The sequence below is a fragment of the Candidatus Phytoplasma bonamiae genome (assembly GCF_030586845.1).
GTDB lineage: Bacteria > Bacillota_I > Bacilli_A > Acholeplasmatales > Acholeplasmataceae > Phytoplasma > Phytoplasma bonamiae.
Genome location: NZ_JAOSIQ010000012.1, coordinates 1 through 15,367 on the forward strand (window position 1 = coordinate 1; position 15,367 = coordinate 15,367).

Genomic DNA, 15,367 nt, shown 5'->3' on the forward strand with positions numbered 1-15,367 from the left:
TAGCCCAAGGAGAAAGCGACTTCTTAGTAGTCGGAGGAGTAAAACTGGATCTGGAATGATCCAGTTAATCGTCCTCCCTAGAACAAGGTTAACGACCTTGATAGGGCGAAAGAAGTCAGTAATTTATGGTTTATCAATAAATTATGGCAAGCCGGATGCTTGGAAACTTGCTTGTCCGGTTTAGAGGGGGGCTGTTTGTAATAAATAACTAGTTGATAAATTCAGTTATTGAAACGCAAATAATCTATCTCTATATATCAATATGTACCCAAATATTTTTTTTAATATTATTTAATTAATGAAAAATTTGATTAATTATATTAAAATTTTTTAAAAAAAAGAAGTTAATTCCGCTAATCCTGTTAAACTATAATTATATAATTCTTGAGGTTTTCGAAATTTATATTGATAATAAGCTGCAATACCAATCATGGCAGCTTGATCTGTACAAAATTTTAAGCTTGGAATTAATAATCTTAAACTAGAAAACTCCCGCGAAAATTCCTTTTGTAAACTTAAATTAGAAGCTACACCTCCTACTAAAATTAAATTTTTAGTAGGAAATTTTTTTAAAGATCTTTTTATTTTAATTAATAAAACTTCGATAATTACTTTTTGAAAAGAAGCGCATATATCACAAACGAATTTATCTGACATATTAAAACGATTTTTATTAATTAAAGTAATAATTTGACTTTTTAATCCTGAAAAACTAAAATCTAGATTATTGTTTTTAACATAAGGTAAAGTGAACCGAAAAACAGCTTCACCTTGAAGAGCAAGTGTTTCTATAATAGGACCACCGGGATAATTTAAATTTAAATTTTTAGCAATTTTATCATAAACCTCACCAACAGCATCATCTAAAGTAGTACCTAACTTTTGCATATTAAAGTGATTATTTAAATAAAGTAATTCGGTATGTCCGCCTGAAACAATTAAGGCTAAAGCAGGGAATTCTATTTCATTTTCTATTTGAACAGAATAAATATGGCCTATTAAATGATTAACGCCTATTAAAGGTTTTTGATGAATATAAGACCAAGTATTAGCCGTATTAACCCCTAATAATAATGATCCTATTAATCCTGGACCTTGAGTTACAGCTACTAAATCTATATCTTGTGATTTAATTTTTGTTTTAATAAAAGCTTGTTCTAAAAGATATGTTATAACTTCTAAATGTTTACGAGAAGCTATTTCAGGAACTACACCACCATACTTTTGATGATATTTAATTTGTGAAAAAGTTTCATTAGCTAATACTTCTTTTCCGTCTCGGGTAATAGCAATGCTAGTTTCATCACAACTAGTTTCTATAGATAAAATAATCATAATTAAAAAACCTTTTATATTTCTTTATAAACTTTTATTTATTATTTATTAATAAACAGTAAAAAATAAATTAATCTCATCGTATTTAAAAAATATACTATTCATACTTATGTATAAAATTATTTCTTTAACTTACAATGAGAAATTTTATTGATTTTTATTGTAACAATACATTAATATATTTTAAAAAGCCATTGTTTTAATCAATTTTTAGATATATTGGATTCCCCCGAATGTTAAAAGCAAAGTGGTCGGATTTTATCCAGGATCTTTAGATCAAAAAACTCCTTTTTATTAATTGAGATATAGATAATGATCTTTAAAAAAATTTTTTTTAATAATAAACAATTTTGAATGATCTCGATATTCACAAAAACTTATTTTCTTGAACCGAAACTGTTATTGGTATTAGAATCAAACTCTTCCTCTGATCATATTAGATATAAATTAATCAATTTTTTTCTTATCAAAGTATTCAAGGCTTCTTTTAGAAAAAAAATTATTTTAATTATCCCTCCAATTAATTTTTGCAACTTCAAATACTAAAAAAATCATTTTATGCCGAAACAAAACGCCTTTATTTTTTAAAATAACTAAATATTTTAAACCTCTTTAATATCCCCAACTAAAACAATAATAATTTGGAGACAATTCGTGAGGATTATTAACAATATTTAGATGATTAAATATTTTATACAAAGAAATTTTATAATTTAAAGAACTTAATAAAATATGATTTTGATAATTCACAAGAAAATCTGAAGAATATCTAGATTCTTTTAAAATAATTTTGTTATTTTGAAAACTAAGAGCATAAAAATAATCTTTGTTAATCTTAATTTTTGGAGTCAAAACATTTTGATCGAAACCACTAGATAATAATAATAAACTACTAATCTTAAATAAAGGAATTTTTAATTCTAAAGCTAATAACTTTGAGGTTAAAACGCCTATTTTAGTTCCAGTATAAGAACCAGGTCCGCAACCTACTATAATTTTTTGTATGTTAAATAAATCTATAGAATTATTTTTTAAAATATTATTAATTAATGGAATCATACAAGAAACAAAACTTTTAGCTTTAATATTGATGTTTATATCTAAAATATTCTGTTCATAAGTTAAAATAACTATTTGCATATCTGTTGAAGTATCTATAATTAAAATATTTTTTTTAAAAAATAACGAATAATTATATATTTGTTTTCCTATTTTTTTTATCATAATCTTTTTATTAATTTTCAACATTTTTTTCTTCTATTATAATTGATCTGGCATCATCTTTTAAAAATTTAATTTTAATTTTAAAATCACATAATTTTTCAATTTCATTATTTAAAAAAGTTGATTCTATCAAAAGAATATCTCCTGCACTTAAATATTCTAATACTTCTTCTAATAAAAAAATTAATTTACTAGTATTTTCAAAACGAAAAAGATCCATATGAAATAATTTATTATTATTAAAATTATAAATTTTAAATAAATTAAAACTAGGGCTGTTGATTGTTAAAATTCTTAATTTCTGAGCAAAACCTTTTACAAAAATAGTTTTACCTATTCCCATCGAACCTTGAATAAATAAAATATTTTTTCTTCTTTTATATTGATTTGTAAATAAAATTGTTTTGGCTAAAAAAATACCAGCCAATTTAGTTTGTGTTGATTTTAAAGATTTTTTATTATAAATAATTTTCATTTTTAATTCCATTTATAATTTTCAGAAGTATATTATTAAAGTTAATTTCAATATAAGATTTATATTTTTTTAAAATATCTTGAACTGTATAAATAATTCTTTGAAACTAAGTTCCTTTATTGTATTTGTTATGTCAAAATTAAATAAATCTTTTTTTAATTTTATACTATTATATTTTATTGAAAAACTTGTATTAATTTCTTTAATAAAATAAAAATTTCATTATTTAAACAGTTATAAATCTAATTAGTAATTACAGATATTTCATCTATTTTTGAACATCTTCTTGTTTTTGAACTACTACCACACTAATTAATTTATCATCATCTTTTAATTTAAATAATCTATTCCCTTGAGTATTTCTAGATTTAGTAGTCGAAACTTTATTAGCTTCAATACGAATAACTTGGCCTAAATGAGAAATTAAAATTAATTCTTCATTCGGAAAAATGGTTTTTAAAGTTACTAATTTTCCTTTTTTATCAGTAATTTTTAAAGTTTTAACGCCTCTGCCGCCTCGGTTTTGAGGTTTATAAAAACTTGCTTGAGTTTTTTTTCCATAACCAAATTCTGTTACTACCAAAATATCTTGTTCTGGATGACAAACAACAGCTGCACCTATAATTTGTTCATTTTTATCCATACGCATACCAATAACTCCAGTACCTCTACGATTAGTAGTTCGAATAGAATTTTCTTTTAAACGGATAGATTTTCCCTCAGAATTAGCTAAAATAATATCTTGATTACCAGAAGTTTTCAATACTGATAAAACTTCATCATCTTCTTTTAAAGCGAAAGCTATTTTACCATTAGATCGGATATTAGCATATTCTTGAATACGATTTCTTTTAATAAATCCTTTTTTAGTAACTAATACCAAATAATCTTTATTATTAGTAAATTCTGTTACACTTGTCAAAGTAGTTAAAAATTCGCCTTTAGCCATAGGAATTAAATTAACTAAAGGGATGCCTTTAGCATGACGTGAATAAGAAGCTATTTCATAACCTTTAATTTGGTATACTTTACCTTTATTAGTGAAAAACAATTGATAATCATGAGTAGAGGTTATAGCGAAATGTTCTACAAAATCATCTCGATTCATAGTGATCCCTATAACACCTTTACCACCTTTATTTTGTTTTTTATAAGTATCTAGTCTTAAACGTTTAATATACCCTTTATGAGTAATAGTGATTAAAATTTTTTCTTTTTCTATTAATGAAGATTTATCTATATCTAAATCTTGATTTTCCATATTAATAGCAGTTCTACGCGGATCTTGAAAAATTTTTTGTAAATTTAATAAATCTTGTTTTAAAATTTGCTCTTTTAAAAGAATAGAATTAATAATATTTTTGCATTCTGCAATTTTTAATGATAATTCTGTATCTTCTTGTTTAATTTTTTCTATTTCTAAATTAGTTATTTTTTGTAAACTCATTTCTAAAATAACTTTACTTTGAAGTTCATCTAATTTATATTTTTCCATTAATTGTATTTGTGCCATTTTAGAATTAGATGAAGATTTAACCAATTTAACTACTCGATCAATATCATTTAAAGCGATAATCAAAGCTTTTACTAAATGTTGTTTTTTAAGAGCTTTAGATAATTCAAATTGTTTTTGACGTTGAATAACATGAATTCTAAAATCAAAAAATTCTTTTAACATTTGCTTTAAATTAACTAATTTAGGAACCCCTTTTACTAAAGCAATCATATTAAAATTAAAAGACACTTGTACTTGAGAATTTTTATATAAATTATTGAGCACTACATGAGGATTAATATCTCTTTTTAAATCAATAACAAGTTTAATACCTTTGCGATTAGATTCGTCCCTTAAATCCGTAATTCCGTCTATAATTTTTTCTTTAGCTAATAAAACGATAGATTCAATTAAACTGCTTTTTTTAATTTGAAAAGGTATTTCAGTAATAACAATGGAATTTTTATTTTTATCATTTTGAATTATTTGTGCTTTAGATCTAATAAAAATACGTCCTTTGCCAGTATCATAAATATTTTTTAAATTCTCAGAACCTAAAATTTCTCCTCCTGTAGGAAAATCTGGACCTTTTATATACTTCATTAAATCTTGGATATCTATATCCTTATTATTGATAAAAGCAATTAAAGCATTAATAACTTCTTTAAAATTATGCGGAGGAATATTGGTAGCCATACCTACGGCAATTCCGGTAGAACCATTTACTAAAAGATTAGGAAAAGAAGTTGGTAAAACAGTAGGCTCTTTTTCATTACCATCATAAGTATCGATAAAATCCACAGTTTCTTGTTCAATATTACGAATCAATTCTATAGCTATTTTAGACATTCTAGTTTCTGTGTAACGCATAGCTGCTGCTGAATCTCCATCAATAGAACCGAAATTACCATGACCTTTGATTAAAGGATAACGATAATTAAAATCCTGCGCCATACGAACCATAGCTTCATAAATACTATTATCTCCGTGAGGATGACAACGACCCATAACGGCCCCGACTACAGCTGCAGATTTTTTAAAACGTTCTTGATTAGCCAATCCTAAATCATTCATTATATACAAAATTCGTCTTTGTACAGGCTTCATACCATCTCTAATATCAGGAAGAGCTCTCCTAACAATAACACTCATAGCATAACTTAAAAAAGATTTTTTTACTTCTTCATTTATATCTACTATTTCCACGCGATTAAGATTAAGTTTAGAATCCAAAAGATTATATTCTCCATTTAAATTATCATTTTTTTTTGTTTTTTTTAATATCATATTTTATGCCTTTTTATTAATAATTCTTTTTTATTGGAATTTTATATTTTAAATAATTAAATAAATTATCTTAATCATAAGTTAAATGTCTATATCAGCATAAGTAGCGTTTTCTTGAATAAAATTTTTTCTATTGCTAACCTCTTCGCCCATTAACATAGTAAAAATTCTATCAGCTTCTACTGCATCTTCTAATTTAACTTGTAATAAAGTTCTAGTTTCAGGATCCATAGTAGTTTCCCAAAGTTGTTCCGCATTCATCTCTCCTAGTCCTTTATATCTTTGAATAACAATGTTTTTAGCATCATATTTATAATTTATAAAATTTTTTAAATCTTGTTCTGTATAAAAGTAAAAAATTTTTTTATTCTTTTGTACCTTATATAAAGGTGGTTGAGCAAAATAAATATAATTATTTTCAATTAAAGGTTTAAATTGTCTAAACAAAAAAGTTAATAATAAAGTTCTTATATGAGCTCCATCAACATCAGCATCTGTCATGATAATAATTTTATGATAACGAACTTTGGAAATATTAAATTCTTTATCAAAGCCTGCACCAAAAGAATGAATTAAAGAAAGAATTTCATTATTAACTAAAATTTTATTTAATCGAGCTTTTTCAACATTAATAATTTTACCTCTTAAAGGCAAAATAGCTTGAAAAGCAGAATCTCGCCCTTGTTTAGCAGAACCTCCTGCAGAATCCCCTTCAACAATGTATAATTCTGCTAAAGCAGGATTTTTAGTACGACAATCAGCTAATTTTGAAGCAAAACTTAAGTTATCTAAAGGCGATTTTTTTCTCGTAATTTCACGAGCTTTTTTAGCTGCCAATCTCGCTTTAGCAGCTAATAAACATTTATCGATTATTTTTTTAGCTTCTTGCGGGTTTTCTAATAAATAACTTTCCAAAGCAAGACCAAAATTTTTAGAAACAAATTGTCTCATATCGTAATTACCTAATCTAGCTTTAGTTTGGCCTTCAAATAAAGGATCATAATGTTTTAAAGCGATAATAGCTGTAATTCCTTCTAAAGTATCTTCGCCGATAAAACTCAAATCTTTTTTTAATAAATTTTTATCTTTAGCATATTTGGATAAAACCCTATTTAAAGCCATTTTAAAACCTTCTTCGTGAGTTCCGCCTTCATGTGTATGTATATTATTTACAAAAGAATAAACATTAGAGCTATAATTCTCATTATATTGGAAAGCAATTTCTAAAAAAATATTATTTTCACAATTTTCTTGATAAAAAGGTTGGTTTAAAACTTTTTTATTTTCATTTAAGTATTGAAGATATTCTTGAATACCTCCTTTTGAATAGAAATTAATAATTTGAGACGGTTGAAGACGCGAATCTTCTATAATTAATTTAACATTTTTATTTAAAAAAGCTAATTGTTGTATTCGTTTTTTTAAAACATCCAAATTATAAGGAGTATCTTTGATATCTTTAAAAATAGTTTCATCAGGTAAAAATGTAATAGTAGTTCCTCTTTTATCAGTGTCACCTATAATTTGTAAAGATGAATTAGGAACTCCTTTTTCATATTTTTGATAATATATTTTGCCATTCAAAAAAATTTCAACAGTAAACCAACTAGATAAAGCGTTAACTACAGAAGCACCTACACCATGTTGACCACCCGAATAACTATAATTTTTAGAATTCGGAGTATTTTTAAATTTACCGCCAGCATGCAAGGTAGTTAAAATAGTTTCTACAGCTGATTTTTTAGTTTTAGGATGAATATCTACAGGAATACCCCTACCATTATCAGAAATACTAACTACATTATTAGGAAAAATTTTTAAAATAATTTCTGTAGCATATCCTGCTAAAGCTTCATCTATAGAATTATCTATAATTTCCCAAATTAAATGATATGCTCCTTTCATAGTAACAGAATCAATATACATTCCTGGCTTTTTACGAACAGCTTCTAAACCTTCTAAAATCTCAATACTAGAAGCACTATATTCATTTATATTTTCCTTATTTTTTTTATCATTTTTGCTCATTTTATAAAATTTAATTTTTCTCCCTTATAATCGATATTAATTTAATTAAATGAAACAATATATAAAAATCAAAATGTTTATTTTTTATTTGTTCTTAATTTCATAATTTAGATTTTTATTAATAATTCATACTTAAATTTGTATAAATACCAATAAAACAAATCTAACAAATAATCCTTTCGAAAACAATATATAAAACAAAAATTCAAAAAAATAATAATCAATAAAAAGTAAATAATATAAATTTTTATTGATTTTAATTATTGAATTTTGAAATTAAAAAAATGTGTTAATAATTATAACACATAACAAATAAAAAAATTATTAAAGCAAATATAACTTATTTCTATCAATTGTAAAACTTTGGAAAAATATTTTTTAAAATCTTTTTTGAAAAATTTTAATTACATAAAGTATAATTATTAAAAGTATTTTTAAGATTTGTATCCAAATTTAGTAATAAAAAATACATAATTTTATTTAAACCAATTTTAACTTTAAATAAATATTGCATATTTTTATCAAAAAATCCTAAAATATTGAAACATTATTGGAAAAATGTTAAAATATTTATATAAAATTTATGATTTTTTTAAATAGAAGAACATATAATTTTTGCATTTTATTTAGATAATTGTGAGGGAGCGAAAATGCTTAAAAAAATCCAATTAAAATTAATTATATTTTTGTTGCTAAATCTTTCAATATTTAATTTTTACGGTTTATGTATAAATAAACAAGGTAATTTATCTTATTCCGAATTAAGTAATGTTAAAGCAACTTTTTTTGGTATTGATTGGTCCTTTTTTTCTCAAACCAAAACAAAAAAAACACAATATCAAGAAATAATAACAGAACAAAGTATACAAGCAAAAATGAATGAATACGAACAACATATTGAAAACCTCATGGACATAATTAATAAAGATGTTTATAACCCGGATACAAGCGACTTATTAATAATTAAAATCAAATTAGAAAGCATTCGAAATAATATTAAAAAGTTCGAAGAGAAAAAGAAGAAAAATATCTTAACAAAAGATAGTTATAACACTAATTTAAATATTATAAATGTAGATTTAAATAATCTTCGGGCGAGAATAGCAAAAATACAATTTAAAGAAAATTCAAATAATCCGGAAAATTCCAACAATCCCAAAAAGGTATTTTTTATAAATAGTAGAAATAAATAAAATAAATTAATAAAAATTAATGGATATTATAAAATAAAGTTAACTCAATCCACATTATTATCGTAAAATAAAAATAATATTTTTATTATTGCAAAATGATTTTAATTAAAAATTTTTTAATTCATTTGATTTTGATATTATCAAATAATAAAGTTTTCAATAAATTGCTTCTTTATTTTTTCATGATAAAAGTTAAATTTGAGATAACATTGTAAAAAACAATGATTATACAGAAGGTTGTGTCAATAATTTGATAATAAATATGATGATAAATATTAAAGAATGGTTAAATCGATTTCCTTTTGAAAATTATTGGTGGATATATTTCTTAAGTATTTTTATGTTTTCAGAAATTATTAAGATAGTATTGAGAAAAGTTTTAACTTTTATATATCGTATTTTATTATTAAATTTTAATTTTATTTTTAATATTCAAGAATACAAAAATAAAGATAATCAAAATCCAGAATTAAACAAAACGATAGAAGTTCCTAAATTTTCTATAAAAAATCAATTACCGAATGAATTATATCAAGATAAAAATTTAACGTTAATAGAATTGAAAATGTTAGAAATTAATCAGAAAGAAAACGAAAATAAAAACAAAGAACAAGCTTTTCGTCTTGAATTAAATCAATATAAAATGGAAACGAAAATAGAATTACAACAACAAAAAAATTACTTCGAACAAGAAATGCTTAAACAGCAGATAAAAAATTTAGAAACAGAATTATTAAAAATTAATACAGACTCCAAAATTTATCATGAAAATTCATCAATCAAAAAAGATTTAAAAAATAATAATTTAGACAATAATAAAGATTTATCTCAAAATGTATTAGAAAATATAGATTTAACATTTATCGACGAAGCACTTAAAAAACAAATACCAGAAAGTTTAAAAAAAATTTTCGATAAAATGGAAAACTTTGCTGAAATACAATTATTTATGTTAAATAATATGCCTATAGAAAATTATAATAACTTTTCCAATGTATCCCATTCTTATTATGACTCCAAAAATAAAGCTTTATACATAGATCCCAAAGATTTAATATTTGTTAAATCATTATTAATAGAAAAACAAAAACAATTTAAACAGATAAAGCAATAATTTTAAATTTATTTTTATTTTCATGAACATTGAATATATTTTTTTTATTATAATCATGTATAATATGTAATGTTGTTAAATTTTTATATTTTCGAATAAAAATTTAATAATTTTTGTGGCGGTTGTGGCGAAATGGTTAACGCATCGGCTTGTGGCGCCGACATTCGTGGGTTCGATCCCCATCATCCGCCCCAAATTTAATTAAATTAAAATGAATCAAATAAATTTTATTTTTTTACATCGAAGGCCCATAGCCAAGTGGTAAGGCAACGGACTTTGACTCCGTCATTCGTTGGTTCAAATCCAGCTGGGCCTGCCATAATTTTTACTTTTAACACATTTAATAATTAAATTTGTTAATTTTATTTAAAAAAATACATTTGTCATATTGCGGGTGTGGCGAAATTGGTAAACGCACTAGACTTAGGAGGGCGCTAGTTCGAGCATAAATTAAAGAGGTTTTTTAGGCCCCTCACTTTTAATGGTAATAAAAGTACTTCGATGAATTAACCTGAATTCGAAAGAATGCAAGGGAAAATAGCATATTCATAAAGTGTTTAGTATAAAAATAAAATTGTTAACTTTTAATATTTATTAAAAAATTAAACTAAACATAAGAAGAAGATAAAATAAGGTTGAATATATAAATTAAATGAAGAGCAAAGAATGGTGGCTTATAGTTCTAAAGCTTTAGGGAAGGTTAAACGATATATTCCAAAATACCTAAATAGATAATAAAATAATTACTAAAAAGATCCTAAAGTAATTATGATTACCAATAAAGAATAAAAAATGTTTATTCAATTATCTACACCAAGGTAAATTTAATTATTTTTACCTATTATAAGACTCCAACCGCTATTTATCATTAAGCCGAGAATTTATAGCTACCTAGGAAAACCTAAAATTATTTTTTATAAAAAAATTAAGGTTGCAGAGCTGACATAGTAGTCGGAGGGTTTTGTCCTCCCAGGGAAAATAGGAAAACTATTTACAAGGCGAAGGGAAGCAGAAAGATTAAAAAATAATAAAAATATTTTTTTTGTTTTCTATAAAATAATTTATAAATGCGCAATATAAATTAAATAAAAAAATAAAATATGTTTTTGAATCTAAACAAATAAAAAAATTTATTATGTTGAATTCGGAAAGCCGGATGCGTGGAAACATGCCTGTCCGGTTTGGATGGGGGCTAACCAAATATATAATAAAGGTTTTCTATCCATATTCTAGCGCTTTAGCTTGCAGGTTCGAGTCCTGTCACCCGTACCAAAATTTTTTATTTAGGGATATGATGTTAATGGTAGCATAATGGTCTCCAAAACCATGAGTTCGGGTTCGAATCCTGATATCCCTGCCAAATTAAATATCAAAATATTGAAAAAAATTTAACTTAAATAAAATTTACTAATTTAAATAAAAAAAAGAAGGCGATTATATACAGCCTTCTTTTTTTTAAATTATTAGTTATTTTTGATTTTGTTTAAAATTTTAAAATGCATTTAAATCAAAATCTCATAATATTTTTGACAAAATCAAAAAATAAAATCTTCATCTTTTAAACTTTCGGTTTTCATTTTTTGATAACCATTACCTTTCATAGAAAAATAATCCATTGTTTTAGTTTCTGTATTTAATCCATTTAAAATAACAGGATTAATTTCTTCATAAGGAAAAAATTGTTCAAATCCTAAATTTAATAAAGCTTTATTAGCATTATAACGTACAAATTTGTTAACATCATCTATTAAAGTTTGTTCTTGATAAATTTCTGAAGTTAATGATTTTTGTTCTTGATATAATTTAAATAAAAAATTTTTCAACCAATCATATAAATTGTTTTTTTGTTCGGTATTAAAAGTAGAATATAAATGCTTAGCTAATCTTCCAGTATAAACTCCATGAACACTTTCGTCACGAATAATTAAATTAATTATCTCTCCAGCTTGCATCAATTTACCTTGTCCATAAAAATACAAAGGATAATAAAAACCACTATAAAATAACCAAGTCTCTAAAAAAACTGAAGCTACCATAGCTTTCCATTTTATTTGACAAAATTCATAACTGTTATAATAAGCAAAATTATTTTTATTAATAACTATTTTTTGATCTAACATCTCATAAACATTAATAATTAAATTTAAAATATTCTGTAAATTTTTTTGCTTTATACCCCAAAAAAATAAGTCATCGATTTCATTTTTATTCAAAAAAGTCATAAAAATATTAGAATAACTTTTAGCATGAACGGCATTTTCCATAGCTCCCATAAAACTAAGAGTAGCTTTTTTTTGATGCTCTTCGGGCAAACAAGATCTAACTAAAACAGGCATGCCGATATCTCCTTGATAAGTATCTAAAAAAGTTAAAACTAATAAATTACGAGAATAAGTTCGTTGCTCTTCGGGAGATAAAGTGTTCCAAATATGCAAATCACTTTGTAAACTAATATCTTCTGGACGCCAAAATTGACTTAGATTTTGTTCATAAAAATGATGTGTAAATTCATCTTCTAAATTATTCCAATTAGCACCTTGATAAGTTATTTTTTTTAAATCCATATATTCAATTCATTCCTATCTTGTTTAAAATTATTAAAATTTAAAAAAATTTAAAGCCAACCAAATTGCTTTTTATAATTATATAATTTCAAATTTTAAATATTATTTATAAATTATTTTTATTAATATCAATATCATCTTCCGGAATACTCACTTATGAGTAGTTTCGGAAACAAATTAGTTTATTTTAACTCTAATTCGATTCTCTTTCTTAGGTTATTTCCGGATTATCCCTAGAAAAAAATTCGGCGGTGGTATCATTTTGACTAACTAATTCTTCATAATCCGCTTTTAAAAAAAATCTCTAATCCTGATGGTTTCCTTTAGAGATCTGTTTTTAGCCTTTCAGCATTTGTCGCACTAGTTATTGGTAAAATCACAGAATATTTACGCCTCTTTGGGATCCACATTCAAATATTATAATATTGACGAATGGATAATTCTAATTTATTTGTAATATCCGGATTTTTCATCAAAAATTCTCGAGCTTTTTCTCTGCCTTGACCAATTTGTTTTTCATTATAACTATACCACATACCATTTTTTTTAATTAAATTTAAACTTACTGCTAAATCTAAAATTTCACTAATTTTAGAAATTCCTTTTCCGTATAAAATATCAAAACTGACAGTTTTATAAGGGGGACAAACTTTAGATTTAACAATACGAACATTAGTTTTTACTCCAATAACCTGATCATTATCTTTAATTAATTCTGAGGTTTTTCTAACATCTAACCTAACAGATGTGAAAAATTTTAAACCTTTACCTCCAGGAGTAATTTCATTATTACCAAAAGTAATTCCTACTTTTTCTCTTAATTGATTAATATAAATCAAAATAGAATTTGATTTAGAAACAATATAACTTTGTTTTCTTAAAGCTTGATTCATCATTCGAGCATGTATACCTACATAAGAATCACCAACTTCACCGTTTAATTCTGCCAAAGGAGCCAAAGCGGCTACAGAATCTACTACTACCAAATCAACAATATTGTTTTGTATCAAAAAATTAGCAATATTTAAAGCATTTTCTCCAGAATCAGGTTGTGATATTAACAGGTTATCCACGTCTACTCCTATATTTTTGGCATAATTAATATCTAAAGAATTCTCAGCATCTATAAAAGCAACAAGACCTCCAGATTTTTGAGCTTCTGCTATCGCATGCAAAGCTAAAGTAGTTTTACCAGCACTTTCAGGTCCAAAAATCTCTACAATCCTACCTTTCGGTAAACCTCCAATAGACAAAGCTATATCCAATCCTAAAGAACCAGTTGAAATAGATTCTATAGGTTCTACTTTATCGGAATTCATCTTCATAATACTGCCTTTTCCGAAAAGTTTTTCTATTTCACTAATAGTTTCTGTTAAAGGAGGTTTTTTTAATATTTCTTTACTCATTTATTAAACACCTCTTATATATAATTTTACTAAATTAATCATAATTATAAAAAAAGATACAATTTGTAATAATTTAAAAATAAATTAATTTAAAATTTTTTAAAATATAATCTATACCAGAAGCAATAATGATAAAAATATTCGATACTAAAATAATATTAATAATAAAATACATTTTTAGATTATATTCTGGAAATAATTGATAAAAACAATGTTCTAATTGAGCAGATAAAAGCATTATAATAATGGAAATAAAATTCAAAAAAGTTTTTAATTTACCACCAAAAGAAGAAGCGATAATATGTTTTTTTTCAAAAGCTAATAGTCGAATTCCCATAACGATAAAATCTCTTATAATAGTGACTATCAAAAAACTAACAACATAATTAACAATTTTTTCATTATCTTGATATAATAAATGATTATTTTGACATAAAATAAGTAAATAAAAGGAAGAAATAATAACCAATAACTTATCAGCTATAGGATCAAAAAATTTACCAAAAATAGTTGTTTGACAAAATTTTCTTGCAATAAATCCATCTAAATAATCAGTTATAGATGCTATTATAAAAATAATATTAAAATAATTTTTAAAAATTTCTATTTCATGTTTTAATAATTTTAAATATAAAAAAGGCAACATACAAAAAACTAAAAAAATACGAAATATTGTCAATAAATTAGCTGTTTTTTTAATTATATTTTTCATATTCTAATCATCTTTCTGAAGAGACAAAATAAATAATTCAAAAATCCAAATTTTCATAATTAATTATATTTTACATCTTCTTGAGCTATTTATTCCAATGAATAGTAAATTCATTAATAATATTAGATATTTTTTGTGTTATTTACAAGAAAAACATATTTATTTCTCCTTTTTTTAATATAATTAAAAATTAAAAATTTCATTTTTATTACAAATTAAATTATAATTACATATTTTTTTATAATTTTTTTAAAATACTCTATTAAAAATATTGCAAATTTCTTATTAAAACTAAAACAATTATTCTAATTTATATTTGTACGCAAAGCTTTTAATTTTTGATTACTACAATTTAAAAAAATTTTATTTTTAAACTTTTATGCATATCACATAGATATCATATAAACTTTCGAATTTTAACTAGACTTTTTAGGATAAGAACTTACCTATAAATAGTTGCGATTGATAATTATTGTTGGCATATTCATAACGGTATTTGTCGATTTTGGAATTTTGATGATATTGTCTATGATG

Annotated in this window: 12 protein-coding genes and 3 tRNA genes; 7 read left to right on the top strand and 8 right to left on the bottom strand. The window is 23.9% G+C overall.

The features are described 5' to 3' along the window. The first annotated feature begins 55 nt into the window (after window positions 1-55). Window positions 56-184, top strand: a complete 129-nt coding sequence (locus OC701_RS01510) for a hypothetical protein (protein WP_304514344.1) — start codon at window positions 56-58, stop codon at window positions 182-184. A 146-nt stretch (window positions 185-330) separates the two neighbouring features. Here OC701_RS01510 and tsaD read toward each other — a convergent pair whose 3' ends face one another. The 5 genes from tsaD to gyrB all read right to left on the bottom strand — a co-directional run bounded on the left by tsaD (window position 331) and on the right by gyrB (window position 7,844). Then, on the bottom strand, window positions 331-1,335 hold the full coding sequence (gene tsaD / locus OC701_RS01515; protein WP_304514345.1) for a tRNA (adenosine(37)-N6)-threonylcarbamoyltransferase complex transferase subunit TsaD: 1,005 nt from the start codon (window positions 1,333-1,335) through the stop codon (window positions 331-333). 612 nt (window positions 1,336-1,947) lie between these two features. After that, entirely contained in the window at window positions 1,948-2,583 is a 636-nt protein-coding gene (tsaB, locus tag OC701_RS01520) for a tRNA (adenosine(37)-N6)-threonylcarbamoyltransferase complex dimerization subunit type 1 TsaB (protein ID WP_304514346.1), read from the bottom strand. Continuing rightward, window positions 2,570-3,034, bottom strand: coding sequence for a tRNA (adenosine(37)-N6)-threonylcarbamoyltransferase complex ATPase subunit type 1 TsaE (gene tsaE, locus OC701_RS01525; protein WP_304514347.1), 465 nt, complete (start codon window positions 3,032-3,034; stop codon window positions 2,570-2,572). The genes tsaB and tsaE overlap by 14 nt, the downstream gene beginning before the upstream one ends. A gap of 268 nt (window positions 3,035-3,302) precedes the next feature. Then, complete coding sequence (gyrA, locus tag OC701_RS01530; RefSeq protein WP_304514348.1) at window positions 3,303-5,816, bottom strand: DNA gyrase subunit A; 2,514 nt, start codon at window positions 5,814-5,816, stop codon at window positions 3,303-3,305. Between the two features lie 81 nt (window positions 5,817-5,897). Further along, window positions 5,898-7,844, bottom strand: a complete 1,947-nt coding sequence (gyrB, locus tag OC701_RS01535) for a DNA topoisomerase (ATP-hydrolyzing) subunit B (protein WP_304514349.1) — start codon at window positions 7,842-7,844, stop codon at window positions 5,898-5,900. Window positions 7,845-8,494: 650 nt separating this feature from the next. On the opposite strand from gyrB, the gene OC701_RS01540 reads away from it, so the two are divergent. From OC701_RS01540 to OC701_RS01565, 6 genes are all read left to right on the top strand, one after another. Beyond that, window positions 8,495-9,037, top strand: a complete 543-nt coding sequence (locus OC701_RS01540; RefSeq protein ID WP_304514350.1) for a hypothetical protein — start codon at window positions 8,495-8,497, stop codon at window positions 9,035-9,037. A gap of 250 nt (window positions 9,038-9,287) precedes the next feature. Continuing rightward, window positions 9,288-10,151 carry a hypothetical protein gene (locus OC701_RS01545; RefSeq protein WP_304514351.1) on the top strand — a complete coding sequence of 288 codons (864 nt, stop codon included), beginning with the start codon at window positions 9,288-9,290 and terminating at the stop codon, window positions 10,149-10,151. A gap of 118 nt (window positions 10,152-10,269) precedes the next feature. Continuing rightward, window positions 10,270-10,345 (top strand) — tRNA-His (locus tag OC701_RS01550). Between the two features lie 50 nt (window positions 10,346-10,395). Beyond that, window positions 10,396-10,470, top strand: a tRNA-Gln gene (locus tag OC701_RS01555). An 837-nt stretch (window positions 10,471-11,307) separates the two neighbouring features. Next, window positions 11,308-11,463 carry a hypothetical protein gene (locus OC701_RS01560; RefSeq protein WP_304514352.1) on the top strand — a complete coding sequence of 52 codons (156 nt, stop codon included), beginning with the start codon at window positions 11,308-11,310 and terminating at the stop codon, window positions 11,461-11,463. After that, window positions 11,437-11,511, top strand: a tRNA-Trp gene (locus OC701_RS01565). The genes OC701_RS01560 and OC701_RS01565 overlap by 27 nt, the downstream gene beginning before the upstream one ends. Before the next feature lie 175 nt (window positions 11,512-11,686). Here OC701_RS01565 and nrdF read toward each other — a convergent pair. The 3 genes from nrdF to pgsA all read right to left on the bottom strand — a co-directional run bounded on the left by nrdF (window position 11,687) and on the right by pgsA (window position 14,833). Next, a complete protein-coding gene (gene nrdF, locus OC701_RS01570; RefSeq protein WP_304514353.1) occupies window positions 11,687-12,715 on the bottom strand; it encodes a class 1b ribonucleoside-diphosphate reductase subunit beta in 1,029 nt (342 codons plus the stop codon). A gap of 410 nt (window positions 12,716-13,125) precedes the next feature. Then, a complete protein-coding gene (gene recA, locus OC701_RS01575; protein WP_304514354.1) occupies window positions 13,126-14,121 on the bottom strand; it encodes a recombinase RecA in 996 nt (331 codons plus the stop codon). Between the two features lie 73 nt (window positions 14,122-14,194). After that, a complete protein-coding gene (gene pgsA, locus OC701_RS01580) occupies window positions 14,195-14,833 on the bottom strand; it encodes a CDP-diacylglycerol--glycerol-3-phosphate 3-phosphatidyltransferase (protein ID WP_304514355.1) in 639 nt (212 codons plus the stop codon). Between the last annotated feature and the right edge of the window lie 534 nt (window positions 14,834-15,367).

Coding starts and splice junctions, on each gene's coding strand:
- OC701_RS01510 (WP_304514344.1), top strand. CDS start 56: ATGATCCAGTTAATCGTCCTCCCTAGAACAAGGTTAACGACCTTGATA.
- tsaD (WP_304514345.1), bottom strand. CDS start 1,335: ATGATTATTTTATCTATAGAAACTAGTTGTGATGAAACTAGCATTGCT.
- tsaB (WP_304514346.1), bottom strand. CDS start 2,583: ATGTTGAAAATTAATAAAAAGATTATGATAAAAAAAATAGGAAAACAA.
- tsaE (WP_304514347.1), bottom strand. CDS start 3,034: ATGAAAATTATTTATAATAAAAAATCTTTAAAATCAACACAAACTAAA.
- gyrA (WP_304514348.1), bottom strand. CDS start 5,816: ATGATATTAAAAAAAACAAAAAAAAATGATAATTTAAATGGAGAATAT.
- gyrB (WP_304514349.1), bottom strand. CDS start 7,844: ATGAGCAAAAATGATAAAAAAAATAAGGAAAATATAAATGAATATAGT.
- OC701_RS01540 (WP_304514350.1), top strand. CDS start 8,495: ATGCTTAAAAAAATCCAATTAAAATTAATTATATTTTTGTTGCTAAAT.
- OC701_RS01560 (WP_304514352.1), top strand. CDS start 11,308: ATGCGTGGAAACATGCCTGTCCGGTTTGGATGGGGGCTAACCAAATAT.
- nrdF (WP_304514353.1), bottom strand. CDS start 12,715: ATGGATTTAAAAAAAATAACTTATCAAGGTGCTAATTGGAATAATTTA.
- recA (WP_304514354.1), bottom strand. CDS start 14,121: ATGAGTAAAGAAATATTAAAAAAACCTCCTTTAACAGAAACTATTAGT.
- pgsA (WP_304514355.1), bottom strand. CDS start 14,833: ATGAAAAATATAATTAAAAAAACAGCTAATTTATTGACAATATTTCGT.